General features: G+C 64.7%; 25 protein-coding genes, 1 tRNA gene and 2 pseudogenes. 7 read left to right on the forward strand and 21 right to left on the reverse strand.

Annotated elements, in window-relative coordinates:
- Nucleotides 1-26: 26 nt before the first annotated feature.
- The 11 genes and pseudogenes from MKK75_RS11375 to MKK75_RS11425 all read right to left on the reverse strand — a co-directional run bounded on the left by MKK75_RS11375 (nt 27) and on the right by MKK75_RS11425 (nt 9904).
- Nucleotides 27-1145, reverse strand: coding sequence for a metallophosphoesterase (locus MKK75_RS11375; RefSeq protein ID WP_244042684.1), 1119 nt, complete (start codon nt 1143-1145; stop codon nt 27-29).
- A gap of 90 nt (nt 1146-1235) precedes the next feature.
- Nucleotides 1236-1525 (reverse strand): annotated as a pseudogene (locus MKK75_RS11380) (tyrosine-type recombinase/integrase); the annotation flags it as partial.
- Nucleotides 1512-1978: pseudogene (locus MKK75_RS11385) on the reverse strand (integrase core domain-containing protein); the annotation flags it as partial. The pseudogenes MKK75_RS11385 and MKK75_RS11380, both read right to left, overlap by 14 nt.
- A 105-nt stretch (nt 1979-2083) precedes the next feature.
- Entirely contained in the window at nt 2084-3103 is a 1020-nt protein-coding gene (locus MKK75_RS11390; protein ID WP_244042685.1) for a tyrosine-type recombinase/integrase, read from the reverse strand.
- 500 nt (nt 3104-3603) lie between these two features.
- A complete protein-coding gene (locus MKK75_RS11395) occupies nt 3604-4566 on the reverse strand; it encodes a phage protein (RefSeq protein ID WP_244042686.1) in 963 nt (320 codons plus the stop codon).
- A gap of 25 nt (nt 4567-4591) precedes the next feature.
- The gene (locus tag MKK75_RS11400; RefSeq protein WP_244042687.1) at nt 4592-6715 is read right to left on the reverse strand and encodes a phage tail tape measure protein; all 2124 of its coding nucleotides are present in this window, start codon (nt 6713-6715) and stop codon (nt 4592-4594) included.
- Nucleotides 6716-6936: 221 nt separating this feature from the next.
- On the reverse strand, nt 6937-7716 hold the full coding sequence (locus MKK75_RS11405) for a hypothetical protein (protein WP_244042688.1): 780 nt from the start codon (nt 7714-7716) through the stop codon (nt 6937-6939).
- A gap of 62 nt (nt 7717-7778) precedes the next feature.
- Nucleotides 7779-8276 carry a hypothetical protein gene (locus tag MKK75_RS11410; RefSeq protein ID WP_244042689.1) on the reverse strand — a complete coding sequence of 166 codons (498 nt, stop codon included), beginning with the start codon at nt 8274-8276 and terminating at the stop codon, nt 7779-7781.
- A gap of 109 nt (nt 8277-8385) precedes the next feature.
- The gene (locus MKK75_RS11415) at nt 8386-8898 is read right to left on the reverse strand and encodes a hypothetical protein (protein ID WP_244042690.1); all 513 of its coding nucleotides are present in this window, start codon (nt 8896-8898) and stop codon (nt 8386-8388) included.
- Nucleotides 8895-9497: a terminase small subunit gene (locus MKK75_RS11420; RefSeq protein WP_244042691.1), complete on the reverse strand. Its 603-nt coding sequence runs from the start codon at nt 9495-9497 to the stop codon at nt 8895-8897. The genes MKK75_RS11415 and MKK75_RS11420 overlap by 4 nt, the downstream gene beginning before the upstream one ends.
- Nucleotides 9494-9904, reverse strand: a complete 411-nt coding sequence (locus MKK75_RS11425) for a hypothetical protein (RefSeq protein ID WP_244042692.1) — start codon at nt 9902-9904, stop codon at nt 9494-9496. The genes MKK75_RS11420 and MKK75_RS11425 overlap by 4 nt, the downstream gene beginning before the upstream one ends.
- A gap of 378 nt (nt 9905-10282) precedes the next feature.
- Here MKK75_RS11425 and MKK75_RS11430 point away from each other — a divergent pair, with 378 nt between their 5' ends.
- Entirely contained in the window at nt 10283-10960 is a 678-nt protein-coding gene (locus MKK75_RS11430) for a recombinase family protein (RefSeq protein ID WP_244042731.1), read from the forward strand.
- A gap of 678 nt (nt 10961-11638) precedes the next feature.
- Here MKK75_RS11430 and MKK75_RS11435 read toward each other — a convergent pair.
- From MKK75_RS11435 to MKK75_RS11460, 6 genes are all read right to left on the reverse strand, one after another.
- On the reverse strand, nt 11639-11863 hold the full coding sequence (locus MKK75_RS11435) for a hypothetical protein (protein WP_244042693.1): 225 nt from the start codon (nt 11861-11863) through the stop codon (nt 11639-11641).
- A gap of 270 nt (nt 11864-12133) precedes the next feature.
- On the reverse strand, nt 12134-12607 hold the full coding sequence (locus tag MKK75_RS11440; protein ID WP_244042694.1) for a hypothetical protein: 474 nt from the start codon (nt 12605-12607) through the stop codon (nt 12134-12136).
- A gap of 170 nt (nt 12608-12777) precedes the next feature.
- Nucleotides 12778-13953 (reverse strand): ATP-binding protein, encoded by a 1176-nt coding sequence (locus MKK75_RS11445; protein WP_244042695.1) that lies wholly within the window; start codon nt 13951-13953, stop codon nt 12778-12780.
- On the reverse strand, nt 13946-14896 hold the full coding sequence (locus MKK75_RS11450) for a toprim domain-containing protein (RefSeq protein ID WP_244042696.1): 951 nt from the start codon (nt 14894-14896) through the stop codon (nt 13946-13948). Before MKK75_RS11450 ends, MKK75_RS11445 begins: the two co-directional genes overlap by 8 nt.
- Before the next feature lie 225 nt (nt 14897-15121).
- Entirely contained in the window at nt 15122-15346 is a 225-nt protein-coding gene (locus tag MKK75_RS11455) for a hypothetical protein (RefSeq protein ID WP_244042697.1), read from the reverse strand.
- Nucleotides 15347-15545: 199 nt separating this feature from the next.
- Complete coding sequence (locus MKK75_RS11460) at nt 15546-16010, reverse strand: hypothetical protein (RefSeq protein WP_244042698.1); 465 nt, start codon at nt 16008-16010, stop codon at nt 15546-15548.
- Between the two features lie 410 nt (nt 16011-16420).
- Here MKK75_RS11460 and MKK75_RS11465 point away from each other — a divergent pair, with 410 nt between their 5' ends.
- The 4 genes from MKK75_RS11465 (at nt 16421) to MKK75_RS11480 (ending at nt 17884) form a co-directional block, all read left to right on the forward strand.
- Complete coding sequence (locus tag MKK75_RS11465) at nt 16421-16654, forward strand: helix-turn-helix transcriptional regulator (RefSeq protein ID WP_244042699.1); 234 nt, start codon at nt 16421-16423, stop codon at nt 16652-16654.
- Nucleotides 16651-16821 carry a hypothetical protein gene (locus MKK75_RS11470; RefSeq protein WP_244042700.1) on the forward strand — a complete coding sequence of 57 codons (171 nt, stop codon included), beginning with the start codon at nt 16651-16653 and terminating at the stop codon, nt 16819-16821. The genes MKK75_RS11465 and MKK75_RS11470 overlap by 4 nt, the downstream gene beginning before the upstream one ends.
- A gap of 254 nt (nt 16822-17075) precedes the next feature.
- Nucleotides 17076-17261 carry a hypothetical protein gene (locus tag MKK75_RS11475; protein ID WP_244042701.1) on the forward strand — a complete coding sequence of 62 codons (186 nt, stop codon included), beginning with the start codon at nt 17076-17078 and terminating at the stop codon, nt 17259-17261.
- Between the two features lie 248 nt (nt 17262-17509).
- The gene (locus tag MKK75_RS11480) at nt 17510-17884 is read left to right on the forward strand and encodes a hypothetical protein (RefSeq protein WP_244042702.1); all 375 of its coding nucleotides are present in this window, start codon (nt 17510-17512) and stop codon (nt 17882-17884) included.
- Between the two features lie 358 nt (nt 17885-18242).
- Here the strand turns inward: MKK75_RS11480 and MKK75_RS11485 are convergent.
- Nucleotides 18243-18319, reverse strand: a tRNA-Arg gene (locus MKK75_RS11485).
- A 556-nt stretch (nt 18320-18875) separates the two neighbouring features.
- Between MKK75_RS11485 and MKK75_RS11490 the strand changes: the two genes are divergently transcribed.
- Nucleotides 18876-19550 (forward strand): L,D-transpeptidase, encoded by a 675-nt coding sequence (locus MKK75_RS11490; protein WP_409567552.1) that lies wholly within the window; start codon nt 18876-18878, stop codon nt 19548-19550.
- A gap of 15 nt (nt 19551-19565) precedes the next feature.
- Here the strand turns inward: MKK75_RS11490 and MKK75_RS11495 are convergent, their stop codons facing one another.
- On the reverse strand, nt 19566-20177 hold the full coding sequence (locus MKK75_RS11495; RefSeq protein ID WP_244042704.1) for an LpxA family transferase: 612 nt from the start codon (nt 20175-20177) through the stop codon (nt 19566-19568).
- Between the two features lie 114 nt (nt 20178-20291).
- Between MKK75_RS11495 and MKK75_RS11500 the strand changes: the two genes are divergently transcribed.
- Nucleotides 20292-21287 (forward strand): aldo/keto reductase, encoded by a 996-nt coding sequence (locus MKK75_RS11500; RefSeq protein WP_244042705.1) that lies wholly within the window; start codon nt 20292-20294, stop codon nt 21285-21287.
- Nucleotides 21288-21470: 183 nt separating this feature from the next.
- Here the strand turns inward: MKK75_RS11500 and MKK75_RS11505 are convergent, their stop codons facing one another.
- Nucleotides 21471-21779 (reverse strand): GCG_CRPN prefix-to-repeats domain-containing protein, encoded by a 309-nt coding sequence (locus MKK75_RS11505; protein ID WP_244042706.1) that lies wholly within the window; start codon nt 21777-21779, stop codon nt 21471-21473.
- Nucleotides 21780-21849: 70 nt separating this feature from the next.
- Complete coding sequence (locus MKK75_RS11510) at nt 21850-22113, reverse strand: GCG_CRPN prefix-to-repeats domain-containing protein (RefSeq protein WP_244042707.1); 264 nt, start codon at nt 22111-22113, stop codon at nt 21850-21852.
- Between the last annotated feature and the right edge of the window lie 16 nt (nt 22114-22129).

A 22129-nucleotide genomic window follows, 5' to 3' on the forward strand; every position in this document is an offset into this window, starting at 1 on the left:
GCGCTGCTTCATACATCGAAGTCGGATCACGGCGAGGTTCGCAATGTGATCCGCGTCAGCTCGGAAGGGCGCCCGAGCCGAAGTGCGAAGCCCGGCCAAAGCCCCGTGCCGTTGCTGACGTAGAGCCGCATGCCCCCGATCTGGTACGCCCCGGAGACGAACCCAGCATTGCCCCGGGCCACCAGCCGGTCCAGGCCCCGGATCATGCCGCCATGCGTGTGCCCGGACAATTGCAACCGCACTCCCTGCGCGGCCGACCGCGCGGCGTTGCCCGGCTGGTGATCCAGCAGCACGACCGGCGCATAGGCCGGGGCGCCGGCCAGCGCGGCGGCGAGATCGGGCCCCGGATGGCCCGTGACGGGCGCCGAGCGGTCGGTCACGCCCGCCACCACGAGCGCCTCGTCCGCCCGCCTGAGGACCGTGTGGGCATTGGCCAGCATGCGGATCCCCAGCCCAGCGAGGTGGCGCATCCAGGCTTCGTAATCGAAAAAGTATTCGTGGTTGCCCGGCACGGCCCAAACCCCGTCCGGCGCCGTCAGGGCGCGCAGTGGCGCGACATCGCTCCGCCGGGACGCCAGGGAGCCGTCGATGAAGTCGCCCGTCACCACGATCAGGTCGGTCCGGAGGGCGTTGGCGCGGGCGACGACGGCCTCCGCCCATCTCATGGGGAACAGGCGGCTGATGTGCAGGTCGGAGAGATGCAGGATCGTATAGCCGTCGAAGCCGTGGGGCAGGTCCGGAATCGCCACCGTCACGTCCTTCAGCGGCGGCACGCGCAGGGCCTGACCCACGGCCAACGCCGCCAGGACCAGGGCCGCAAGTCCTGCCGCGTAGCGCCAGCTCATGGCGACCACCCATCCCCCTCCGGGCAGGACGCCGCCAATCAGCGCCGAGGCATCGAGGGCTAGGAGCATCGCCGCCGTCAGCGCGAGCGCACCGAACATCCAATTGAACAGGATCACCACCGGGCGGGGGAACTCGGGCGCGAAGACCGATCCGGAGGAGAGGCGACACCACAGATGATACTGGGACGCGACGAGCAGGAGGACGATCACGCTGAGCTTGAGTGCGAACGGCCACGGGCTGGGCCACACCACGCGTGCGATGACATAGACGGCGGGCAGGCTGGGGATCAGTCGAATCATGAGCCGCTACATGGCGAGCGGCATCCGCAAAGCAAAGCTTACGGCTTGAGCCCAGGTCCGCGACGGCCTATGTGGCCGCCGCGGTCATCGTCAGATGTCGGTCTGCGCGGACATCACCAGCGCGTCGTCCACCTCTGTGCCGAGGTAGCGCCCCGTGCGTTCAAGCTTGGTGTGACCCAGCAGCAGCTGGCAGGGGCGCAGGTTGCCCGTCCGTCGGTAGATCAGCGCCACCTTCGTCCGGCGCAGGCTGTGCGTGCCGTACCCGGCCGAGTCGAGCCCAACCAGCGTTACCCATTCGTCGACGAGCCGGCCATACTGTCGCGTCGTCAAGGCTCGCCGGGGCGGCTGCGGCGCGGGAAGAGCCAGTCACTTGCCCTGACCTGACCGGTATCTTGGACCGAGCCGGTTGAGAGGCGCCTGCAGGGTGGCGGCCATGGGTAGCCGGAAGGCCAGATCCGGGTCGCTGACGGGCGCGGGCGGGCGATCGCCCAGCGACGAATGCGGTCGAACGCGCTCGTAGGTCGATGGCCGGAGACCGATCACGATCCGCGCCGCGTTCAGCGCGGAGAAGATCCCCCTGGCGTAGGCACGCGTCACGAAGCCTGCCGGTGCAGCTCTCGTAAGTCACCGTTCTGCCACGGGGATCCTGGCGTGATGTACCGGATCTGTGAGCCAGCCTCGGTGACCCATTTGCGCAGCGCCTTCGAGATCGTCTCGGGGCCGGTGTCGCAACGGATGTGTTCTGGGATGCCGTGCAGGCCCATCGCCTCCGCCAGCGCCGCGACCACGCCGACGCTGTCGATGCGCCGCGCCACCTTCAGCGCGCTGCCCGCAGCCGCGCGGTGATCCGATTTCGAAGAAAGATGGGCTGGCGACCCCGGCAGGGCTCGAACCTGCGACCTGCCGCTTAGAAGCATTCCGCTCGATATACTGTTAAATCACTGCTTTTTCGCGTGTTTTTGCCCAGAGCAGTTCTCATCTCGGGACTTTCCTCGGGACTTCATGCGACGGGCGGCGGCATCGGCCGCCGTCTCGATCATCGCGTCACGCAGGTCGTCGAGATCCGCGTGGGCGTACTTCTCAGTCACGCTGAGCGACGAGTGGTTGAGCAGCTTTTGAACGATCTTGAGGTTCTTCGTCGCCCGGAGGGTGCGAGTGGCACTCGTGTGGCGCAGGTCGTGGATTCGGAAGTCCGCGACCCCGGCCTTGTCTAGCCCGCGCCGGACGTGCGTCGAGAAGCCATGGTAGGTGATCGGGTAGACCTCACCCTTCACAAAGCGGCGCTTCGAAGTCGGGCACAGCCGCGTGCGCTGGCACCGGTAAGTGAACACGTGCGTCTCGTGCTGCCCGCGCAGCGGCCAGAGCAGCAGGTGCAGTTCGGGTGTGATGGGGATCTCGTGACCTTTGCCGCCTTTGCCGATCACGCGAATGACCTCGGCGCCGAAGTCGACCTGCCCCCACGTCAGCGACGTGACCTCGCGGCGGCGTAGGCCAGTGATCTGAGCGAACAGGCGCGGCGCCCGGTACTCCTCGCGCTCGACGGCCTCAAGGCGCCCCTCTTCTTCATGGCGCAGCTCGCGCACGCGCTCTCGCGGCTCGGGCAGCATGTGTTCGGTCCAGTTCGGCTCGTCAGGGAGAGCCACCTTCCAGGCCTTTCGCGCCCGGGTCAGAACGCGACGCAGGAGCTGCGTGACGGAACGATTCACCTGCCCCGGGGATACGAGGCCAAGCGGCGCCAGCGGCTTTCCTGGCCGCTTCCTGCGCGCGGCGTTGACCTTCGCCTGTCCGCGGCGGCGCGCGACGAGCTGACAAAGCGTGTCGTCGGTGATGTCTTTGAGCGGCGTGGTCGGGCCGATCCAGTCCACAAGGCGCTCAAGGTTGCGTTCGGTTTCGCGGGCGGTCGCCGTGTGCATGCCCCGCTCGTTCCAATACCTCATCGCTGCGACATCGATCGTCATCGGCGCGCTCCGCGAGCGCCGGGCGCGCGTTACCTGCGCCTCCGCTTTGCGGATCTCAGCTTGTTCTATCGCTTCGGCTCGACGCCGTTCGGTCTCTTGTGTCGATCCGTAAAACTGATGACCGCCGCGCCGGAAGTCGAAGAGGAAATATGGCGAGCCTTTGGGCTTGTATACAGACATTCCTCGCGAGCCCTTTTATTGAGAAAGCCCAAAACATCGGACTGCGTAAACTCTCTTCTAGGACGTTTCTCGCCGAAGCCCTTCAAGACGTACCGGATGTTTCCCGCACGGACGTGCTGTCGCAAGGTCTTCTCATCCATCCGGAGCAACCGACAGATAGCGGCTGGCGGCAGCGTTGGAGACTCGGCAAAAGCCGCGGAAACAGCAGCCGGCACATCGGTGGACACGAAAACCTCCTGATCGTCAAAGAAGGGCTGGGCTTGGCAAGTCCTGCCTCGGAACGCCCTTAGCCCCGCTCGATCTAGCCCTGGCATTTGGCCTCAAGCGTCCGCCTGATTGGCGTACGCCTCCGGCAGGGGCACGCCGCGCGCCTTCACTGCCGGGCTGATGAATGCGCCGCCGTCGGCCCGCAGGCACACCGCCTCGGTGTACCAGTCCAGCCCGTGGGTGTCGCCGAAGTGGTCGACCGAGATGGCCTGATAGATACCGTCGGTCGCCACGATCTGATCGAGCAACCGGTTGGACCCCTCGGCCATCGTGACGGGCGAGTAAGCGGCCTGGTTAATCGAGGCCTCGTCAATCTGCAGCTTCGTGCCGATCTGGCAGTTCGGCTCCATCAGCATGCGGACGATGACACCATCAATGGTCGCCTCGGGGCGGCCGATCATCCCGGTTTGGCTGTTGAGCTTGATCGTCGAGCCGGGCTTGAACTCGCCGTTCTTCCGGACATTCACCTTGCCATTCTCGAAGTTGAAGGTTGCGTTGGCGCCCTGGCAGAGCGTCCGCATCGCGTCGCGGGCCATGCCGTGCAGGGTGGTCCCGCGGATAGCCTTGGATGGGCCGAGATCGGTGATGTAGCCGGGTCGGAGTCCGTGCTCGGCGAAAGCCTTCATGCACGCGTCGACCACGTCCCGCTTGGTGTGCCCCTTCTCTAAGGCGGTGTTCACGACAGCGTAGCCGTTGCCCTTGTATCCGGACCGGGCCAAGATCGCGAGATAGGTGTCCACCGGGTTTTCCCGGCCGGCGCGCTTCTGCATCAGGTCGCCATCGAATATCAGGCCATGCACATCCTGATATCCGGCCTCGATCTTCACGTTGTCGAACTCTTTCGAGATCTTCTGTTCGGTCTGTCGCGATAGATTATAGATGTACGCCTCAACGTGCTGTGGCGTCTGACTTTCATAGGATTTTACGACAAACCGAACCCGGAACTGCGACAGGTCAAGTGATAAGCCAGACTTGCCGAGAGTGATATTGAAGTATCGCTGAAATTTCTTTGCCATGGCCGGTATCCTTCGAACGTCAAGATCACCGGATCACTGACTTGATGCCGTCAAGTCCGAACATCCCGACGCTGCGCTGCCCCTGTTGCACCAGTTCTGCCGTCTGCCGCGCCTCGCTGCCCTGGATATTGAACGTGTTGTGCTGCGTCAGCGTGGCCGAGCGGCTGTTGTCCGTGGATGCGGCCAGGGGCGGCGCTTTCTCGGGGCTGAATGCCGGCGCGAAAGTCGGCCGGCGCGGCGCGGCCTTGTCGCCCGCATGTGCCGTCGGTGCCTCGTTCATGGCCTCCTTCGACGCAGCGTCCGCCTTCGATGCGTCACCCGTGGTCTTGTAGACCTCGTTCCACCGCTTGATCCGCGTGGCCTCGCGCTTCTCGATGTCCTGCGGCGACTCCGCGGGTTTCCCCGCCCCCGCGCCGGGCTTGGCCTCCGGCGGCATCAGCTTGTCCAGGCCCTTCACGGCGCCGGCCAAGTCGAGTTGCTGGGATCCCGACGCAAGGAAGCGCTCGACCCGCGCCTGATGTTGCGACTGCATCCGTGCGACGTGCTGCGCGATCGTGCCGTTTCCGTCGTTCTTCTCCGAACTGACGTAGGGGTTGCCCCCGTTGATCGTCTTGTAGAGTTGCATCAGATCCATCCCGGGCTTGAACCCGCGATGCTTTAGAAAACGAACCACAGCCGGCATCTGCTCTGCAAAAGTCTGCTGCTGATTGGCGCCATAGTCACGCTGCTCGGGTTCTCCAAACTGGATGAGGCCGATATACCGATTGTTCTTTCCGCCTCGGATCGAAGGCGAGAACCTCCCGCCGGTCTCATAGCTGATGACGGTCGCAAGATCCTTCGGAGATGTGCCGAGTTCTTTTGCGGCTTGCTTCAATACGTTGACGTTGTCGCCGTTAAAATTGTAATTCGTCTTATCGATTTCGGCGGCACGCGCGGCACGGCGGCGGATGCCTGCGCCGCCGCGGCCCTCGCCCGCCTCGGCCGAGCCCCCGCCAAATAGCCGCTTGGCCCGCTCCCATTTGTCGCCCATCCACTCGCGCACGCGGGCGCGGCGGTCGATCCCCTCTTGCTGCAACACCGCCTGATCGGGATCCTTGGCGGCCTCCTCGGGCGTCTGGTAGCTGTGCCCGGTGGCGACGGCGCCGATCAGCATGGGCAGGCCGAGGCGAAGCGCCATCAGCCCCCAGGCGGTCGATACGGACGTGATGGCCGCGACGATGCGCAGCGCCCACGAGCCGACCATGAAGGCCGCGAACAGTTCCATGGTGCCTTGCAGGCCACCATGACCGGTGATCGAGGCGGCAAGCTCTCCGATCTTGGTGACGACCGGGGCGAGCTCCTTCACGATGGCGATGCACGCCTTGGCGAACGCCATGGCCGCGTCGCCGATCTGCACGAGGCCTTCCCGAATGGCGTCCGGGTTCTGCCGGATCCACTCGATGATCTGATCGATGAAGGCTTTCAGGGCCGGCGCGAGGTCCGAAAGGATCTTTTCCGAGACCAGCGTGACGACCATTTGCAGCCGCCGGAGCGACTGCATGAACTCCTGGCCCTTCCGGGCCGCCTCCTCTTGGTTCATCCCGATCGAGCGGGCGTATTCCTCCTGTTCGTGGCGCAGCCGGGCGAGCAATTCGGGTTGCTCGCGCATCGCGCGCATCGTGTCCTCGTCGACCCCGAGCTGCTGCGCATAACCCAAGGCCACATAGGCCGGCATTTTCTGCGTGGCCTTGCCGAACTCCTCGAACAGCTTCGTGGTGTCGCGCAACCGGCCCTGCGCGTCGCGTGTGCGGATCCCGATCGCCTTGAGCAGGGACTCGGCGCCGGGGTCGGTGCCGACCCGCCGGCCGAAATTCGAGAGCGAGGCCTGCGCAGCGCTGGCCGAGGTGCCGAGCTGCGACAGGGCATAGGTCATCGCCCGCAGGCTGCCGACGGACGTGTTCGCCCGCTGCGCCGTGTAATAGATGCTCTCGAATCCCTGCGCGATCTGCGCGATTGCCTTCGCGACCGCGACCGCAGCGCCTTCCAGGCCCCGGGCCAGCAAGTCGGCCTGTAGGGTTGCCGACCGGATGGCGTCGGTGAACTTGCGCTCGGATGAGCTGTCCACCTTGAACACGAGGCCGACAAGAAATTCTTTGATGGTGTCGGCCATTATTACACCAGTCCATTTGTAGGAAAGGCGCGCTATCCAGCGGGCCGGTCAGTATTGATCGCTCGAAAGGGTCGGCGCCGTCTGGTGTTCAGGCAAACGGCGCCGAGTGGGGTGGTTACGAGGCGACGCCCCCTGCGCCCATCCGCACCGCTGATGCGATACGGGTCCGCGGTAGCCGCCCGGACGAGGGAACGGGTCCACTACCGCAGCTCGATCGGGCGTCAATCGACCCGGGGAAGCTCGGTCTGCGGGTCGCGCATGAGAGCGGCCCGCGCATCGCGCCATAACGCTTCCTGAGCCTGCGCTGCAGGCAAGACGTGGGTGTCGAAATCGCGTTTGACGGGTAAGGCCGCCTCGACACTGGCGGGGATACGGTTCGGGCCGCCCTGCGCCGACCGGTAGAAGCCACGAAGCACACGACGCAGGCCGGCGGCACGCTCGTCGGCAGCGACCAAGTCGGCCGCGAGCGCCGATGCGTGCTCGGCAACGATCCTATCCCGGGCGAGCCCGGCCGCGTGCTGTGCCTGTACGGTCAGGAGCCGGGCCGCCTCATGGTCGAGGTGCATCGCGTCCAGAGCGGCGGTGATGACCTCGACGGCGGCCAGGGCCTCGGCCTCGGCTGCCATCGCACCCGAGAGCGTCGCGGCGCCGTCGGGCCGCTCGCCCTGACAGCCGCCCTCGAACCACGCCTTCATGTCGGCGGCGCTGGCCTCTCGCGCCGAGATGACCGCCGTCCGAGCAACCGCGTGGCGGGCGTCCGCCTCGCCCTTCTCGCGGACCCCGATGCTGATCCGATCGACCACGAGCCGTTCACCGGCCTGCGCGGCGTCGATCGCCTCGATGAGCCCCGCAAGAGCAGCCCGGCAGCTTGCCATGCCGTCGGCCGGCGGCAGCGGCAGATACGGATTATCGAACCGCACCGCGCGCTCCCGTTCGGCTTCCTCGGTCGGCGGCGAGGGCGTCCAGGGTGCTACCGGGGACTGCATCATGGTCGGGGTCATGGTCATTCCTTCGGCGGGAGGGGCACGCCTCACGGCGGGCCTGCTGCGGGTCGAGATGCCGGCTAGTACAGGACCTGAACTGAGGCGTTGGCTCCGGCCTTCGACAGATCAGCGTCTACGACCGCGAGGCCATCGATGCGTGTTCCTTGGCCGCCAGTCCCATCGCCGACCATGAGCGTGCCACCGCCCTGCAGCTTCAACCCGACCGTCGATCCGCCGCCGGAACTCGTGACGATGACACCGCGGCCGGGGGGCACAGGCGTGCCCGGCGTCAAGGTGACAGCACGGGTGTAAGTTTCGGGGCCTGCCGTGCCGTTCGCCGGGATCGGAGAGACCGGAGGACCGCCGAGGGTCACAAGACCACCCACAGCCGCGAAAGCGGTGATGATGGCCGTTCCGACTGCAGATGCCGCCGCCATGGCACCATCCTCGAACGCAGCGACGGGGCGGACATCACCGCTCCCATTATCGAGGATCATCGAGAGGGCCGCACGCTGGACCGACTCGCCGGGACCGGCAGCCGCCGCAACCCGGGACAGCTTGAGGGTGAAGGGACCCACGGTCCCAAACGTGCGCAGTAGATCAGGCATGTCGGTTCCTTCGTCGGGACGGGCCGCAATCCTGCGGTCCTGCTTGGACCCGGGGAGCTATTCGTCTCCCCGCGTTGATTTACGAAGCTCGCTTGCCCCACACCTCGGCGTTGCGCCGGTTGATGTCGGTCGGGCTTGTGGTGCGGGCCGGGCCAACGGTGCCGGGAAAGCCGCCTCCCGAGGCGTCAGCGGTGAAGCCAGGCGGTAGCGTCGGGCGGGTAGGAGTCGCGCCCGCCGGCTTCCGAGCATGCACCTCGGCGTTGCGGGCGTTGATCGCTGCGATGGGTCCGGTCCGCAGCCGGTCGACGGCGGCCCGGCCCTGCGCACGAATGACTTCGTGGGCGGCGTCCGCGGTGGCACGGGCCTGCCGGCGCTGGAATGCAGCGCTGACCTCCGCAATCCCTCGACCGACCTCGGCGAGGCTGTCGCGGATGCCCGCCAGCTTGGCCGCGTCATAGGTCGGGCGAGGCATGGGGGCGAGCGCACGGGCCGGTGGCGCGTGATCCGCCACCGTGAAGCGCTCGGGGGCCTCGGCACCGTACTGGCGCAAGCGGCTGATTTGCTCGGGGGTCAACAGGTTTACGAAAGTCATTGCGGAGTCGTTCCTTCGTCAAGCGTCCGTCGATAAAGATCAGCGGCTTCCTCAGCCGTCATCTCGCGGGTAATCAGCTCAACGGGGCCTTCCCCGCTCGATCCAGACAAAGCCACCTTCGTCGGCAAGCCAAGGTGTCGGCCAAGCTCGACGAGCGCAGCAACCTTGGGGTGGAGTTTTACTGTAATAGAACCGTCCCGCGAGCGCTTGATTTCAGAAATACATGCCGCCGCCGACGGACTCAGCTCGGCCCAATCTTTAAGCACGAGTTCAGTCGAAACCTTTGTGATGGGCTCGCCATCATCGTTTTCGTCACCGGTCTCGATAATCAGCGTCCGCCACTGCAGCACCTCGCGCAGATCGGAAAAGCCGATCCGGGCCAGTTCGGCCGCGACCCGCGCCATGGTGATGCCGGTGGCCGCCGCGGCCTCGGCCTGGGCATCCGCGATGGCCTTCACCACCGACGGGTTCTTCATGAGGTCCGGAGCACTGTCGGCGCTGTATCCGGCAGCCACGGCAGACGCGCTCGCAATACCGGCGGTCTCGCCTACCAAGAAGGCGCGGACGAATGCATGCTGGCGGGGATTGAGCGGGTTCACAGGGCTGTTTCTTTTCCAGTGATGGGCGCCCCGGCACCCGGAATGATTGCGACGACCCGGCCCTTCCTGGCGGTCGGACGTTTAGGCACTTCGATCGCCCGCCGGGCGCGTTCCAGGGCGTAGGCCATACGTGCGAGATCTGAACTGTCGACGGACTCGCCGGCCGCGAGCTTTCCGAGGATGATCTCCTGTTGGACGCAGAGGCCCGCGTATACACGGCAGGATGATTGTGCCTCGATAGAAAGGTTTTCGATCCCGCCACGATCTTTGAATAATTGCGCGAGTAAATCCGCGAGCCGCCTGTATTCCGGGGTCTTTCGGGTTGTCCGTGTCAGGAAAGGCTTTCGGCCGTTGGTAACTGCAGATCGGTGCTTCCTGACCGACACCCCAACGCTCGCCTGTGTCATGCCGATGCTCCGGGCGGTCAAACAGGTCGAGGCGATCCCGGACGATCCCGGACAACCGCCATCCGAACACCCGCACCGATTGAATGATGGATCGGACTTGCATCCGGATACGATCAAATTGCCTTCGCTGATGAATGTCTTAAACCGTTGCCAGCAAAACGCAATGACCGATCATGGACGGTACTTGAATATGACTTGGTATGGCGTTGGATATGTTTTTGATGGGTCGACTTTAATTGACATATCTTGTCTGTGCTCTGTCGTAAATGACTGTCACAGCGACTGACAAAACTCGGTGTTTCGACGACGAGCCGTTGACGAACGGTCCAAACGTCTGCGACAACGGTGGTCGTGGAAAATGTAAAAGCGGCAGTTTCGATGTCGGAAGGTCGGTTCGTCGCTTACTATCGGGTCTCGACGGCGAGACAGGGTCGATCCGGCCTCGGGCTGGAAGCTCAGCAGGCCGCAGTCCGGGGACACCTCAACGGCGGGACGTGGTCGCTCGTCGCCGAGGTCGTCGAGATCGAGTCCGGCAAGCGCAACGATCGGCCCAAGCTCGCCGAAGCCCTGCGCCTCTGCCGGTTGCACATGGCCACGCTCATCATCGCGAAACTTGATCGCCTCGCGCGTAACGTCGCCTTCGTCTCGGCGCTGATGGAGTCGGGCGTCGAGTTCATCGCCGTCGACTTTCCCCAGGCGAACCGGCTGACCGTTCACATCCTCGCAGCAGTCGCCGAACACGAGGCCAAGGCCATCAGCGAGCGTACCAAGGCTGCCCTGGCCGCCGCGAAGGCCCGAGGGGTGATCCTCGGCGGAGCGCGCCCTCACCTCGCGGCTACGTCGGCCAAGGCTCGCGCCGCAGGTCTCGCAGTCCGGCAGGCCAAGGCCAGAACCCGAGCTGCAGACCTGCTGCCAGTCATCGCTGAGATCCGGGCGGCCGGCGCAATCACGCTGACGGCCGTGGCGGATGCGCTAAACGCCCGAGATATCCCGACCGCGAGAGGAGGGCGGTGGTCGCCTGTTCAGGTCTCGCGAGTTGAGGCGCGCGCGCCCTGAACGAAAAGAGGTCGCCCCAATGAGACGACTCAGTATTACCTAATAGGCTAATGCAGAGGGGCAATGTCCGAGTATATCACGTGATCAAGTATGCTAAAAGCATTCGCTGAATGTTCATCGCTTGCTAAAATTGCGTCTAGAGCATCTCTGTAAGATTTCATGCGATTTATCGAGGCATCTATATCTATAGAAACACCGCCAATCACATGGTAGTCTTCGACTTCGTTCTTAACGCGCCAAACATTTATGATGAACCCGTAATCTTGAACGAGAGAAAAGCTGGCTGCTTTATATGACGGAAAGATACCTCGTCTGATGTCAAGTTTAACCGGAACATCGTTCATTCCACTTGTCAGAATGCGTAAACCGCGCGCGTCCTTTGATATAGCATTGAAATCTATAGCGCCGGATCTTAAATTTGAAGCTGATATCATGAGATCTGCTGCCTAATCCCTACTTAGAGTGAAGTTTTTTCATTCTGAGTATGAAGAAACACTCGAAAAAGTAAGGTTGTCCATGCGAGCATGAAGAGCCATCATCAGATTAGCTGCTCGCATAGCTCTATGATGATTCCCAGCTTCTATCGCCCGGCTATGTACGGCCTCGGCATATTTGTAGCTTCGGTCCCGTCGAAGAATTTCAGGGCTATCTTTAGTTAAATGCATCTTCATGACCTCATTAAAACTGCTTTGTTTTTCCGGTAAGCACATGCCACTTACCATTGTACTTACGATGATCGACTATTTTGGCTTCATGCCAGATGCCGTCGACAGCTTTCACATAGAAGAGCGTGCCGTCCGGGAAGCGAGCGTCAGCGGGAAACGGCGTTCCGTCAGGCATCCGCATCTCAGCGTTATAAGCGAAAGCTGTCTCCGACATTGTCGCGTTCTGGACCTCAAACACCAACCAAGGTCCACAATGTATTAAGTCAAAATCACAATACAAGTGCGTCAAGCACCGGCTGCCCATCCAAAAATCACGGCAACTCGAAGGTTCACTATAGGCGTTGAGTGTACAATCAGGCACGTTCGCACAACCACACCAAGCGTCCGTCCCGACAGTCTGGATCTCATAGGAAGCCCCAGGACAGCCGCCGGCACAGTTCCCGGCGTGCTCTAGCTCCGATCACCTCGAACCACGCCACCGGCTCTCTCTGCCCCAGGGAACGGCATCCTACGCGACGTAGTCATCCCCGTTGCTTTCCCGACGCCGACCCTGCGCCCGACGCGCGCCCGGGATCTCGGGATCGATCGCAAGGCAGTATTCTCGGATCCGGATCATGGCCTCGTGAACGACCCGGGGCCGCATGCCGTCGCCGAGTACGAGCCTGTTGAACAAGCGCAGCGCTTCGACACCGGCCTTTCTCGCGGTGAGGTGGTGGTCCGTGACCTCGGATCCTCCGGCATGACACGCGTAGGCCTCCGAGCGGCCCGTACGATCAGGGAGGGCCATGACCTCGACCTGTCCGGCAGTGGCCCGAAACCCGGAAGCCGCCTCCGAGAGCGGCGTCCAGCAGACGAGCGCATCCTCAAACGGGATGGTGTCGGCGAGCGCAGGTTCCTTCGGCCACCGGCCCGGTCCGCGTCGTCGGAGTGCCGGACGATCCGCGAGAGAGGCAGGTTCAGACGGCGAGGCCACATCGGGCATGTCACGCTCGGACACCCCTCCCTCAAAACTCAGCCCCGCGTGACAGGCGTGACATCGGGGAGCCCCCCCTACGGGGGGGAGCTCCCCCGTGTCACGGTCCCTGTCACGGTGTCGGGGGGCGTGACAGGCGTGACATTCGTCGTTTGTCACGGGTGTCACGCCTGTCACGGCTACGCTTTCCAAAGCCATTCCTCCCCGTCCCATGCGGCCGTCAGGAACCCGTGTTTTGGGCAGGCGGTCAGTGCGCGCTTGAGGGCCTGACGGATCGTTGCGGCGGCCTTCTCGCCGTCGGTCTCGCCGGTGGCATACCGGCGCCGGAACTCGGTCCGCAGCTCCTCGACAGTGATCGCCTGGACCGTCGCCCCCTGACCCCGCACCTTCACATCGCGGCTATGGGTCAGCATCACCTCGTCGAACGCGCCTTTCAGAGCGACGATCGGCAGGGGGTCTTTCTGCGGTGCCTTACGGGTCGATGGCGGTGGTTGATCCAAGGCGGGATCAAGCACACAGGCCCCGAACGGGTCCCCATCTTCATCGGTGCCGAGTTGAATAAACCGCAGTGAAAACGCCGCGATGGGGCCTTCCTCACCATATCTAGTCTTGGCGAGATTAAGTGAACGCGTAGTGACTTCGCCCGTTACCTGATTGCGGTCGGCCAACACGCTCAGAATCGCGTCGGCGCCACCGCGGTAAGCCGAGGATCCCCGCAAACCGGTTTCTTCGCTCTTGCCGTAGTGGTGGACGGGCATCACCAGGGCGCCCAAGGGCTCCCCGAGCGAGCGCATGTGCCGAAGCGCCTGTTGCGCCTCGGCAGCGTCGTTCTCGTCCTTCATGGCGAAGGCCGCGGCCAGCGTATCGATGACGATCAGGCCGAGACGGACACCGAACGTCGCCTGCATCCGGGCATCGACGGCTCGGATCTTGGCCTGCAAGGCCTTCACCTCATCCGGGTCGGCGAGGTTCGGTACCGCGCCCATCCACGCGATAGGCAGGCGTTTGCCGTCGGCGCGGGCTTGCCGCGCTGCCTCAATCCGCCCCGAGAGCGTGCCCGCGCCCTCTGCAGCCAGGATGAGTGTGCCGACGCGCTCGACGACGCGCCGCCCAAAGAACGGCTCACCGATCGCCAGCGAGACAGCGAGGTCGACGGCGGTGAACGTCTTGCCCGCGCCGGACTGGCCGCCGAGCATCGCCACCCCTTCGACCGGCAGCAGATGCTTGACCAGGTAGCGGGGCGGCTCCGGTGGCACATCACCATCAAACGTGAAGCCGAACAACGTGGCATCGCTGTCCGGGGGGCGGTCACCGGGCAACTCGCTCGTGACCGTGTAGCCCTTCGGATCACCCACGGGGCGCCCCCTTGATGATGTCGTTGAGGTCCGTGCCGGGGGCGTCCGGCATGATGAGGAAGGTTTCTCGCCCGGCCGCCTGCCAGCGGGCAGCGCAGGCGCGGGCCGCGCGCAGGCCCGCCGGGTCATGATCGACCGCCATCCAAAGGCACTCGATGCCGGACAGGACCGGGAATGCCTCGACGTTGCTGGCCGAGATGAGCGACCACACCGGCGAGCTGCCGAACTCCGGGGTGCTCCGGAGCGACAGGGTGGTCTCGATGCCCTCGCCGATCCCGAGGCAGGTGGTGACATCGGCGTCGGCGGTCAGCTTCACAGCCCCGCCAGCAACCATCCCGAGGGCGAGTCGGTCATGCCCGTTCACCTCGACCTTGCGGCCGAGCGCATCGAGCGCGGTCCGATGGATCCCGATCGGGGCATCCGTCACCACGTCTCGCACCAGGGCGACCATGGCGGGCACCGTCCCGCGGCCCCACGGGCAACGCGGGTGGTAGCGCAGGACCACGCCCGCGATCTCGTCCGACAGATCCAGGCATCGCCCGCCGAGATGCGCATCAACGGGCGTGCGGCGCGGGTCGCGCGCTTCATCCCACGTCGACAGGGCGAGGTCGCGTCGGTACCGCGCTTTGGCTTGGGCGTCCTGTTCGTCGCGCTCGCGGGCTTCCTGGCGGCGGCGAGCCTCGGCCGGGTCAATCGATCGAACGAGGCGATGGCGGCCGTCAGCGAGCCTGAGAAGCCCTGCAACGTGGTCCCGGCACGCGTCCCACGAGTCGCCGCAGTAGGAATGGACCACGAAACCATCAGCGTGACTCGCCGAAGGGCGCACGGCGAGGCTACGGTCCCCCGGGCTATGGCCGGGACCCGGCACCAAGGCTTGCAGGCCAGCCACCTCGCCGCCGAGCGCGTGGGCGAGCTCGCGCAGCGTAAGAGAATGCACGGTCATGAGCATTCCCCGATGGTCAGACTGCCAGTATTGCGTTGAATAATTCGCGGGTAAGACGTACCTTGATGCTTCGCCGCCGACCAAAGCGCGAAATCAAGGGGGCCGGTCCCGCGAGGGGTCGGTCCTCTTTGCTTTGTCATGGTGGTTGAGGCCTCTTAGGGCCGCGCCATCGCGTGAGGTGGTCTCGAACCCTGGCGGCCGACCGCCCGGGGTTGCGTGTCCGGCCTACGCGGCTTCCGAGACACGTTCCTTCGCGGCCTGGGCAGCCTCGAACGCGGCGAGGTCCGTCAACCGCCAGTAGCGATACCCAGCGATCCGCATGGCCGGCGCAGGGAAGCCAACTTCCGGGCTGTTAAGCCAAGTGTTGAGGGCCTGACGAGTTACGCCAAACCGTTTCATGATGTACGCAGCCGGGCGATACCCGCCGGCATTGGGATCCGAGTGCTGCATTTGCCGCCATCCTTCTAGCAACACCCGCGAGCATACGCGCCATTACTTGCGATGCAACAACTATAACTGCCGGTTTTATTTGACTAGCCGGTATCAAAACATGCGCAAAAATCATTGTGCGGCAACGTATTTGATTTGTCCGCGCATGCGTTAGACGTGAGATACGCCTTGTTTCGGTCGCTTAATCCGAAAAGCGAAGTCAAATACTAGCGGAGAACGTCTCAAACCCGTTGGGCGGGGAGCTTCCCTCGATCGTCATCATGACCCCGCAGACGAGCTGCCACAGGGCGTTGTGCACGGGGTCGGAGGCGTCAAGGCACCCCTCATAGGCCATCACAACGGCCGTGCTGAGGGCACTGAGACCGTCCATGGTGCGGGGCATGGGTGCATCAATGATCGCCTCGGCTACCACCGAGCAGGCCTCGAACGCGGTTTCCGCCCGTGCAATGCGTGCCGGGGTCTCCCCGGCTCGCAGGGCTCGACGAGCCTTCACATGCTGGCTCCACTTTTCCTGCGCCAGCGGCAGCAGTGCTAAAGCGGCGTCCATGCCAGGGGGGCGCTCGTTGAGGAGAAAGCGGCAGCGGTCATTGATCGAATCGTGGCCGCTTGAGGTGCAGCGGGCCGGGACAGGCTGAAGCGACTGGATAGTGCGGGCGTGCGACATCGTTCGGGCTCCGTGATGGGCTCGTGGCGGTAAATCGGCGGTGGTGAAGGGGTGCGCCTCTGCGGCGCGGATCAGATCAGCGAGACCCGTGGTGCGCTCAATGCGCCGGCGAATCGGATGCGAAGGGTATGAGCATGATGGATCGCCCAAGCGTGGAACTCGCGGGCCTCCGGCTCCCCACGGGCGAAACGCACTCGGTAGGATGCTGCGAGACGCAGGCAGCGCTCATGATCCTCGCGGGCGTGCAGTAGGCGTTCGGTGGGCGTTCGGAGGACTAGGGGGATGGCGTGATTCATGACATTGGCCTCAACCCGAGTTGATACCGTATCAACTGCGCTTGAGATTGCCAGCTTGATTGTGAAAGTCAACACCGCAGTTGATAATTTCTCGCCTGCGGTTATAGTCAAGCCATGTTGAAGCCCGAACAGATCCGTGGGGCCCGGGCCATGCTCGGGCTTACGCAAGCCGAGGTTGCGAAGCTCGCTGGCATTTCCACGACGGGGCTGAACAACATCGAGCGTGGGTCGTCCGACCCGAAAGCTTCAACCCTTGAGGCCATTCAGCGCGTGTTCGAGGCCGAGGGCATCGTTTTTACGAACGGCGGGGAACCGGGCGTGAAGCTGCGCCTGAAAGAGGCGCCATGACACCCATCGAGATCGAGCGGCCGGGCGAAGGCGACCTTGTGAAGGTCACGACGCGATTGCCGAGTGGCTTGGCGCGGGCGATGCGGGTCGCGGCCCGGACCCAGGACATCAGCATCGAGGTTGCTTACAGCGCAGCTGTGGCGGCCTATTTCCAAAAAAACGGCTGAAATCCAGATTTCCAGGTGTCCGGTTTTCTGGCTAGCCGGACCAACAGTCTATCACTTCTCTAATGTAGCTGTGAGTGAAGCGATCTCCCCTGGCGAACACCCCCGCAACACCGACCGTGGGCATCGCACTAAACGCAGGCATCCGCTTTTGAAGAAGTTTGTGTCAGCTCGGTCCTAATGACGGACGTTCATTGTAGCTCGCGTTGGCAAGAATCGGCCCGGGGGCTATTAGTCTCTCGGGCATGGGATGCATCGTGAACGCACCAATTCAAGTTGAAGAGGAACCGGAAGCACCGGCTGCCGCGCCAACGAATGGCGAAGCTGCGCCAAAGGGCTTCCGCCGCAAAGCGTATTCGGGCGCGCGGCGCGAAATCAGCGACAAGGAGTTTTCTTCGCCTGTTGTTGCTCGATTTCTTGCTGATGAAATCGAAAGATTGTAAGCTGAACTTTTAGAATATAAAGATTACCAGCGAGATTTTCATCAGGCTGATAAAAAGGTTACGCTGCTCGGTGAAAAGATAAAAACGCAAAAAGCTTTTGAAATTATTTCTATCGCTACCCTCACAAGTGGCGGTCTGCTTTTGGGCCTTGCCCCGAAGATGTGGGACAGCCAACCAGCTGGAATACTCATGGCAATCGCAGGAGCAGTCTTAATTGTTCTGGGCGTTGTTGCGAAAGTAGTTAAGTCATGAACTTCGAATTTAGGTCGATAATCAAAGCAGGTGACCTGAAGGATGAGCGCATCACACTTCGCGCGACTTCCGATTTAGACGTAGGAGACTTCATACTGGCTCAATCAGGTCTTGTCGACGACGGACCAACCGCGCATTTTTTCTATACGTTCTGGTTCCCTTATAAAGAAATCAAAGCAAGAGATTTAGTTGTGTTATACACTAGATCCGGAAGAAGCGGCCTATCCAAGGATCTAGAAAACGGAAATTCTGCTCATTTCTATTATTGGGAACTGAACGAACCAATCTGGCATACCACTGATCGGACAGCTGTATTACTCAATGCTCCCCAGTGGACAAGCGAATCAACTGAAAAACTCATAAAGTTTTAGCTGAGTTGAGGCTATTAGAGTTGGCTCGTCCCGATCGCCCTGATGATGGCGGTCCCCCACAAATCGCATAAGGCTGCTTACAAACCACCGCTCCATTCATTGCTTGACTGGCCGCAAGCCTAACTGCGCAACGCGAAGGTCTGCTTCCGGTCATCGATGAGGCACAAAATTTTCTCGGGACAGATGGCCGGCAGACGATCGGATGGGTACAAAACCGGAACAGCCTCGGGACTTTCCTCGGGACCTTTTGTCCCGAAGCGGTCGGAATGGGTCGCTTTGTTCCCGCTCCGATCCCAGCCCCGACTGCAGGGGCCAATCGATCAGGCGGACCAAGCTGCTGACTATACAGCAGAATTTCTGGCGACCCCGGCAGGGCTCGAACCTGCGACCTGCCGCTTAGAAGGCGGCTGCTCTATCCAGCTGAGCTACGGAGTCTGGTGCCGAGGCCGGGTCGTAGCAGCCGCCCCGCCGCCTGTCATCACGTTCTGCGCGCGCCAGAGGCACGGTCACGCGCCGCGCCTGATGCCACGCGCGACTCTCATGACGCCGGTCGACCCGCGAACGTCAACCGGGTCCTCGCGCTCGTCCTGCTGTGGTGGCCCGGCTGGGACGACGACGGCCCGGTCCGGCGCGGACGGCTTGGTGAACGGATCGTGCCGGCCTCACGCCATCAGACCGGCCGGCCCGGGGCGGTGACGCCGCCAGCCCCATCGGCGGCCGGGCCTGAGCGTTCGGACGACAGCCAGAGGACGAGGCTGCGCTGGCACGAATACCCGCACGAACGCCACACATCCCTTGCGTTGACCGCCCGCCTCTCGGTGACGACCGATATTGGCCACACTCCCGACGCATTCCCCCTGCTTTCGACTGTAGACAGCCGAGCTTGCCAGCTAAGCCGGGGCGTGGCTCCCTCAGCTTGGCGGTTCGCGCGGCGGGACAGGGGAAGTCCAGAGACATGACGATCGAGCCTCGGAAGACCGGTGCCGGCGGGATGGACGCGGGCCTGTGGCGCGGGCCGCAGGCGGGCCTCGTCAGCCGCCGGGCATTCCTGGCCGGTTCGGCGTTCGGTGCAGGCGCCCTCGCGCTCGGCGGATGCGGGACCACCGACAGCCTGCTCCTCGCCCAGGCACGCGAGACCTACGGGCCGATGCCGAACGAGCGATTCCCGATCCCGGCGGTCGACATCAGCAAGGTCGATCCGAAATACTATCGCCGGACGGTCGCCTACGACACCAAGGAAGCGGCCGGCACGATCATCGTCGACCCCGCCAACTACTACGTCTACCGTGTCGAGGGCGACGGATCCGCGACGCGGTACGGCGCCAATGTCGGCCGCGACGGGTTCCGGTGGAACGGCGACGCCTATGTCGGCCGCAAGTCCGAATGGGCGACCTGGACGCCGCCCGCGGAGATGATCCGGCGCCAGCCCGAGGCCGCGAAATACGCCCGCGGCATGCCGGGGGGCCTCGACAACCCGCTCGGCGCCCGGACCCTGCATCTCTACCAGAACGGCGCCTACACGCTCTACACGATCTACGCGAGCAGCGATGCCGAATCGATCGGCACGGGCATCACGAGCGGCTGCGTCGGCCTGCTCAGCCAGGACATGATCCACCTCTACGCGCGCACGCCGGTCAAGACGAAGGTGGTGGTCCTGCCGGCGTAGGGCGCGATCCGGCCCTCACGCCATCGGCCTCTGATCGATCAGGCCGAGGCGCGGCACGACGGTCCCGGGCGACAGGATCGCGCCCGGGGCGATCACCGCGTTGGCGCCGATGCGGCTGCCGTCGCCGACGAGCGCGCCGAACTTGGCGATGTCGGCCGCGATCACCCCGCCGCGATAGGCGATCCGCAGGCGCGGGTCGGCCAGCTCGTTGCGGTGGTTGGCGATGACCGCGCCGGCTTCGAGGTTCACGTCGCGGCCCAGGATGCTGTCGCCGACGAAATTGAAGTGTGCGAGCCGCGCGCCCCGGAACAGCAGGCTCGTCTTGAGTTCGGCCCCCGGCCCCACTGTGCAGCCCCGGTCGAGCCAGCATCCGCCGCGCAGGAGGCTGCCGCCGGCGATCAGGCAGTCGGGGCCAACGATCAGCGGCCCCTTCAGCACGGCCCCGTCCTCGACCCGGGCCGTGCGGTGGACCGCGATGTCGCCCGCGACCGCGTAGCCTGCATCAAGCGTATCCAGCAGCCGCCCCATCGTGTCGGCCAGGCCGCCGACGACATCCCAGGCTTCACGCGCCGCGCCGGACGCGAAGGGTGAGTCGCCCCAGGCGGCGATGTGGTCGGTGAGGCTCAACAGGCTGACCTCCGCTTTTCGAACCACGGCCCGCTGACCGGACTGCATGGCTCGCCCCCTGGCGGGGTGCAGCCCGGCTTCACACCTCGGCCATGCCCCAACGGAGATACCCCAATGCATTACCGGAAGCTCGGCACCACAGGCCTCGACGTGTCGGCGCTCTGCCTCGGCTGCATGTCCTTCGGCGATCCGAAGGCCGGCGCCCACCCGTGGACCCTCGACGCGGCGGCCGGGCGGCCGATCTTCAGGGCGGCGGTCGAGGCGGGCATCAACTTCTTCGACACGGCCGACAGCTACTCGGCCGGCACCTCCGAGCGGCAGGTCGGCGCCTATCTGAAGGAATTCGTCCGGCGCGACGAGGCGGTGGTGGCCACCAAGGTGTACTTCCCCGAGGGCGCGGCCGGCGGCGAGCGGCGGCCGAACCGCCAGGGCCTGTCGCGCAAGGCGATCCTGGCCGGCATCGACAACAGCCTGTCCCGGCTCGGCCTCGACTACGTCGATCTCTATCAGATCCACCGCTGGGATTACGGGACGCCGATCGCGGAGACCATGGAGGCGCTCCACGACGTCGTGAAGTCCGGCAAGGCCCGCTACATCGGGGCCTCCTCGATGTTCGCGTGGCAGTTCGCCAAGGCGCAGCAGGTCGCGCAGGCCCACGGCTGGACGCGGTTCGTGACCATGCAGAACCACCTCAACCTGCTCTACCGCGAGGAGGAGCGGGAGATGATCCCCCTCTGCCTCGATCAGGGCGTCGGCCTGATCCCGTGGAGCCCGCTCGCCCGCGGGCGCCTGACCCGGGACTGGGAGGCGGGCACGAACCGCAGCGGCAGCGACGGCTACGCCACGACGCTCTACGCGGCGAGCGAGGCGGCGGACCGGGCCGTGGTCGAGGCGGTCGCGCGGGTCGCGGCCGCGCGGGGCGTGCCGCGGGCGCAGGTGGCGCTCGCCTGGGTGGCGGGAAAGCGGGGCGTCTCGGCGCCGATCATCGGGGCGACGAAGCCCGACCACCTCGCCGATGCGGTGGCGGCTCTGTCGCTGGACCTGAGCGACGCGGAGATCGCGGCCCTGGAGGCGCCCTACGTCCCGCACGCCGTGGTCGGGTTCGACTGAGCGGCATCGCGGGCAGCGGCGTCGTCCCGAACGACGCCGTCCGGGATAGCGTCGCCGCGTTCCGGGCCCGCCTGTCGGACTCTCCCGCGGGCGCGACGGAGAGCCCGCACCGGTTCCGAACGGTGGACGTGCCCGGCCACTGCGCGGGCCGACCCCGCCGCCTCGGATGCCGGGCTTGGGCCCTCAGAAGCGCCGGTGCCAGCCCGCGTGCCGGAAGCCGCCCCAGCGGTGTCCGCCGCGGTGCCAGCCGCGATGCCACGCGTAATGATACCGATAGTGCCAGCGATAGCCGCCCCAGCGATGGTAACCGAACCGGCGGTAGCCGGGGGCGTAGAAGCGCGGGCGGTAGGCGTAGGGCCGCCAGTTCGGCCGGCACCAGCCGTAGAAGCCGCGGTGGAAGCCGGGGCCGCATCCGTCCCGGGCCTCAGCGGCCGGCGCGGCGAGCAGCACCCCCGACACCAGGGCGAGGGATAGGGCGAGCTTGCGGATCATGATGCACTCCGATCGGGCGCGATGCGCGTCCGGCGCGCGGCCGGACGCATCGGGTTTCAGGGACGGGCGATCAGTTCGGCCAGCAGCGGCGGCCGTAGGGGCCGATGTGGAAGCCCGCCGGGCAGGAACGGCCGCGGACGTAGCCGCCCCACTGGCCGCCCGTGCGGCAGCCGCCGTAGGGACCCCGGTGCCCGTAGGGCCCGCAGCCGCCGTAGACCTGGATGATCCGCGCGTCGCCGGGCCCGGTTGAGACCGCGTCCTGGACCAGCGGCAGGGCCGAGGCCGGGGCCGCGAGGGCGACCAGCAGGGCGGCGGGGGCGAGGACCTTCAACATCGCGGGTTTCCTTCTG

Source organism: Methylobacterium sp. J-030, assembly GCF_022829545.1.
GTDB lineage: Bacteria > Pseudomonadota > Alphaproteobacteria > Rhizobiales > Beijerinckiaceae > Methylobacterium.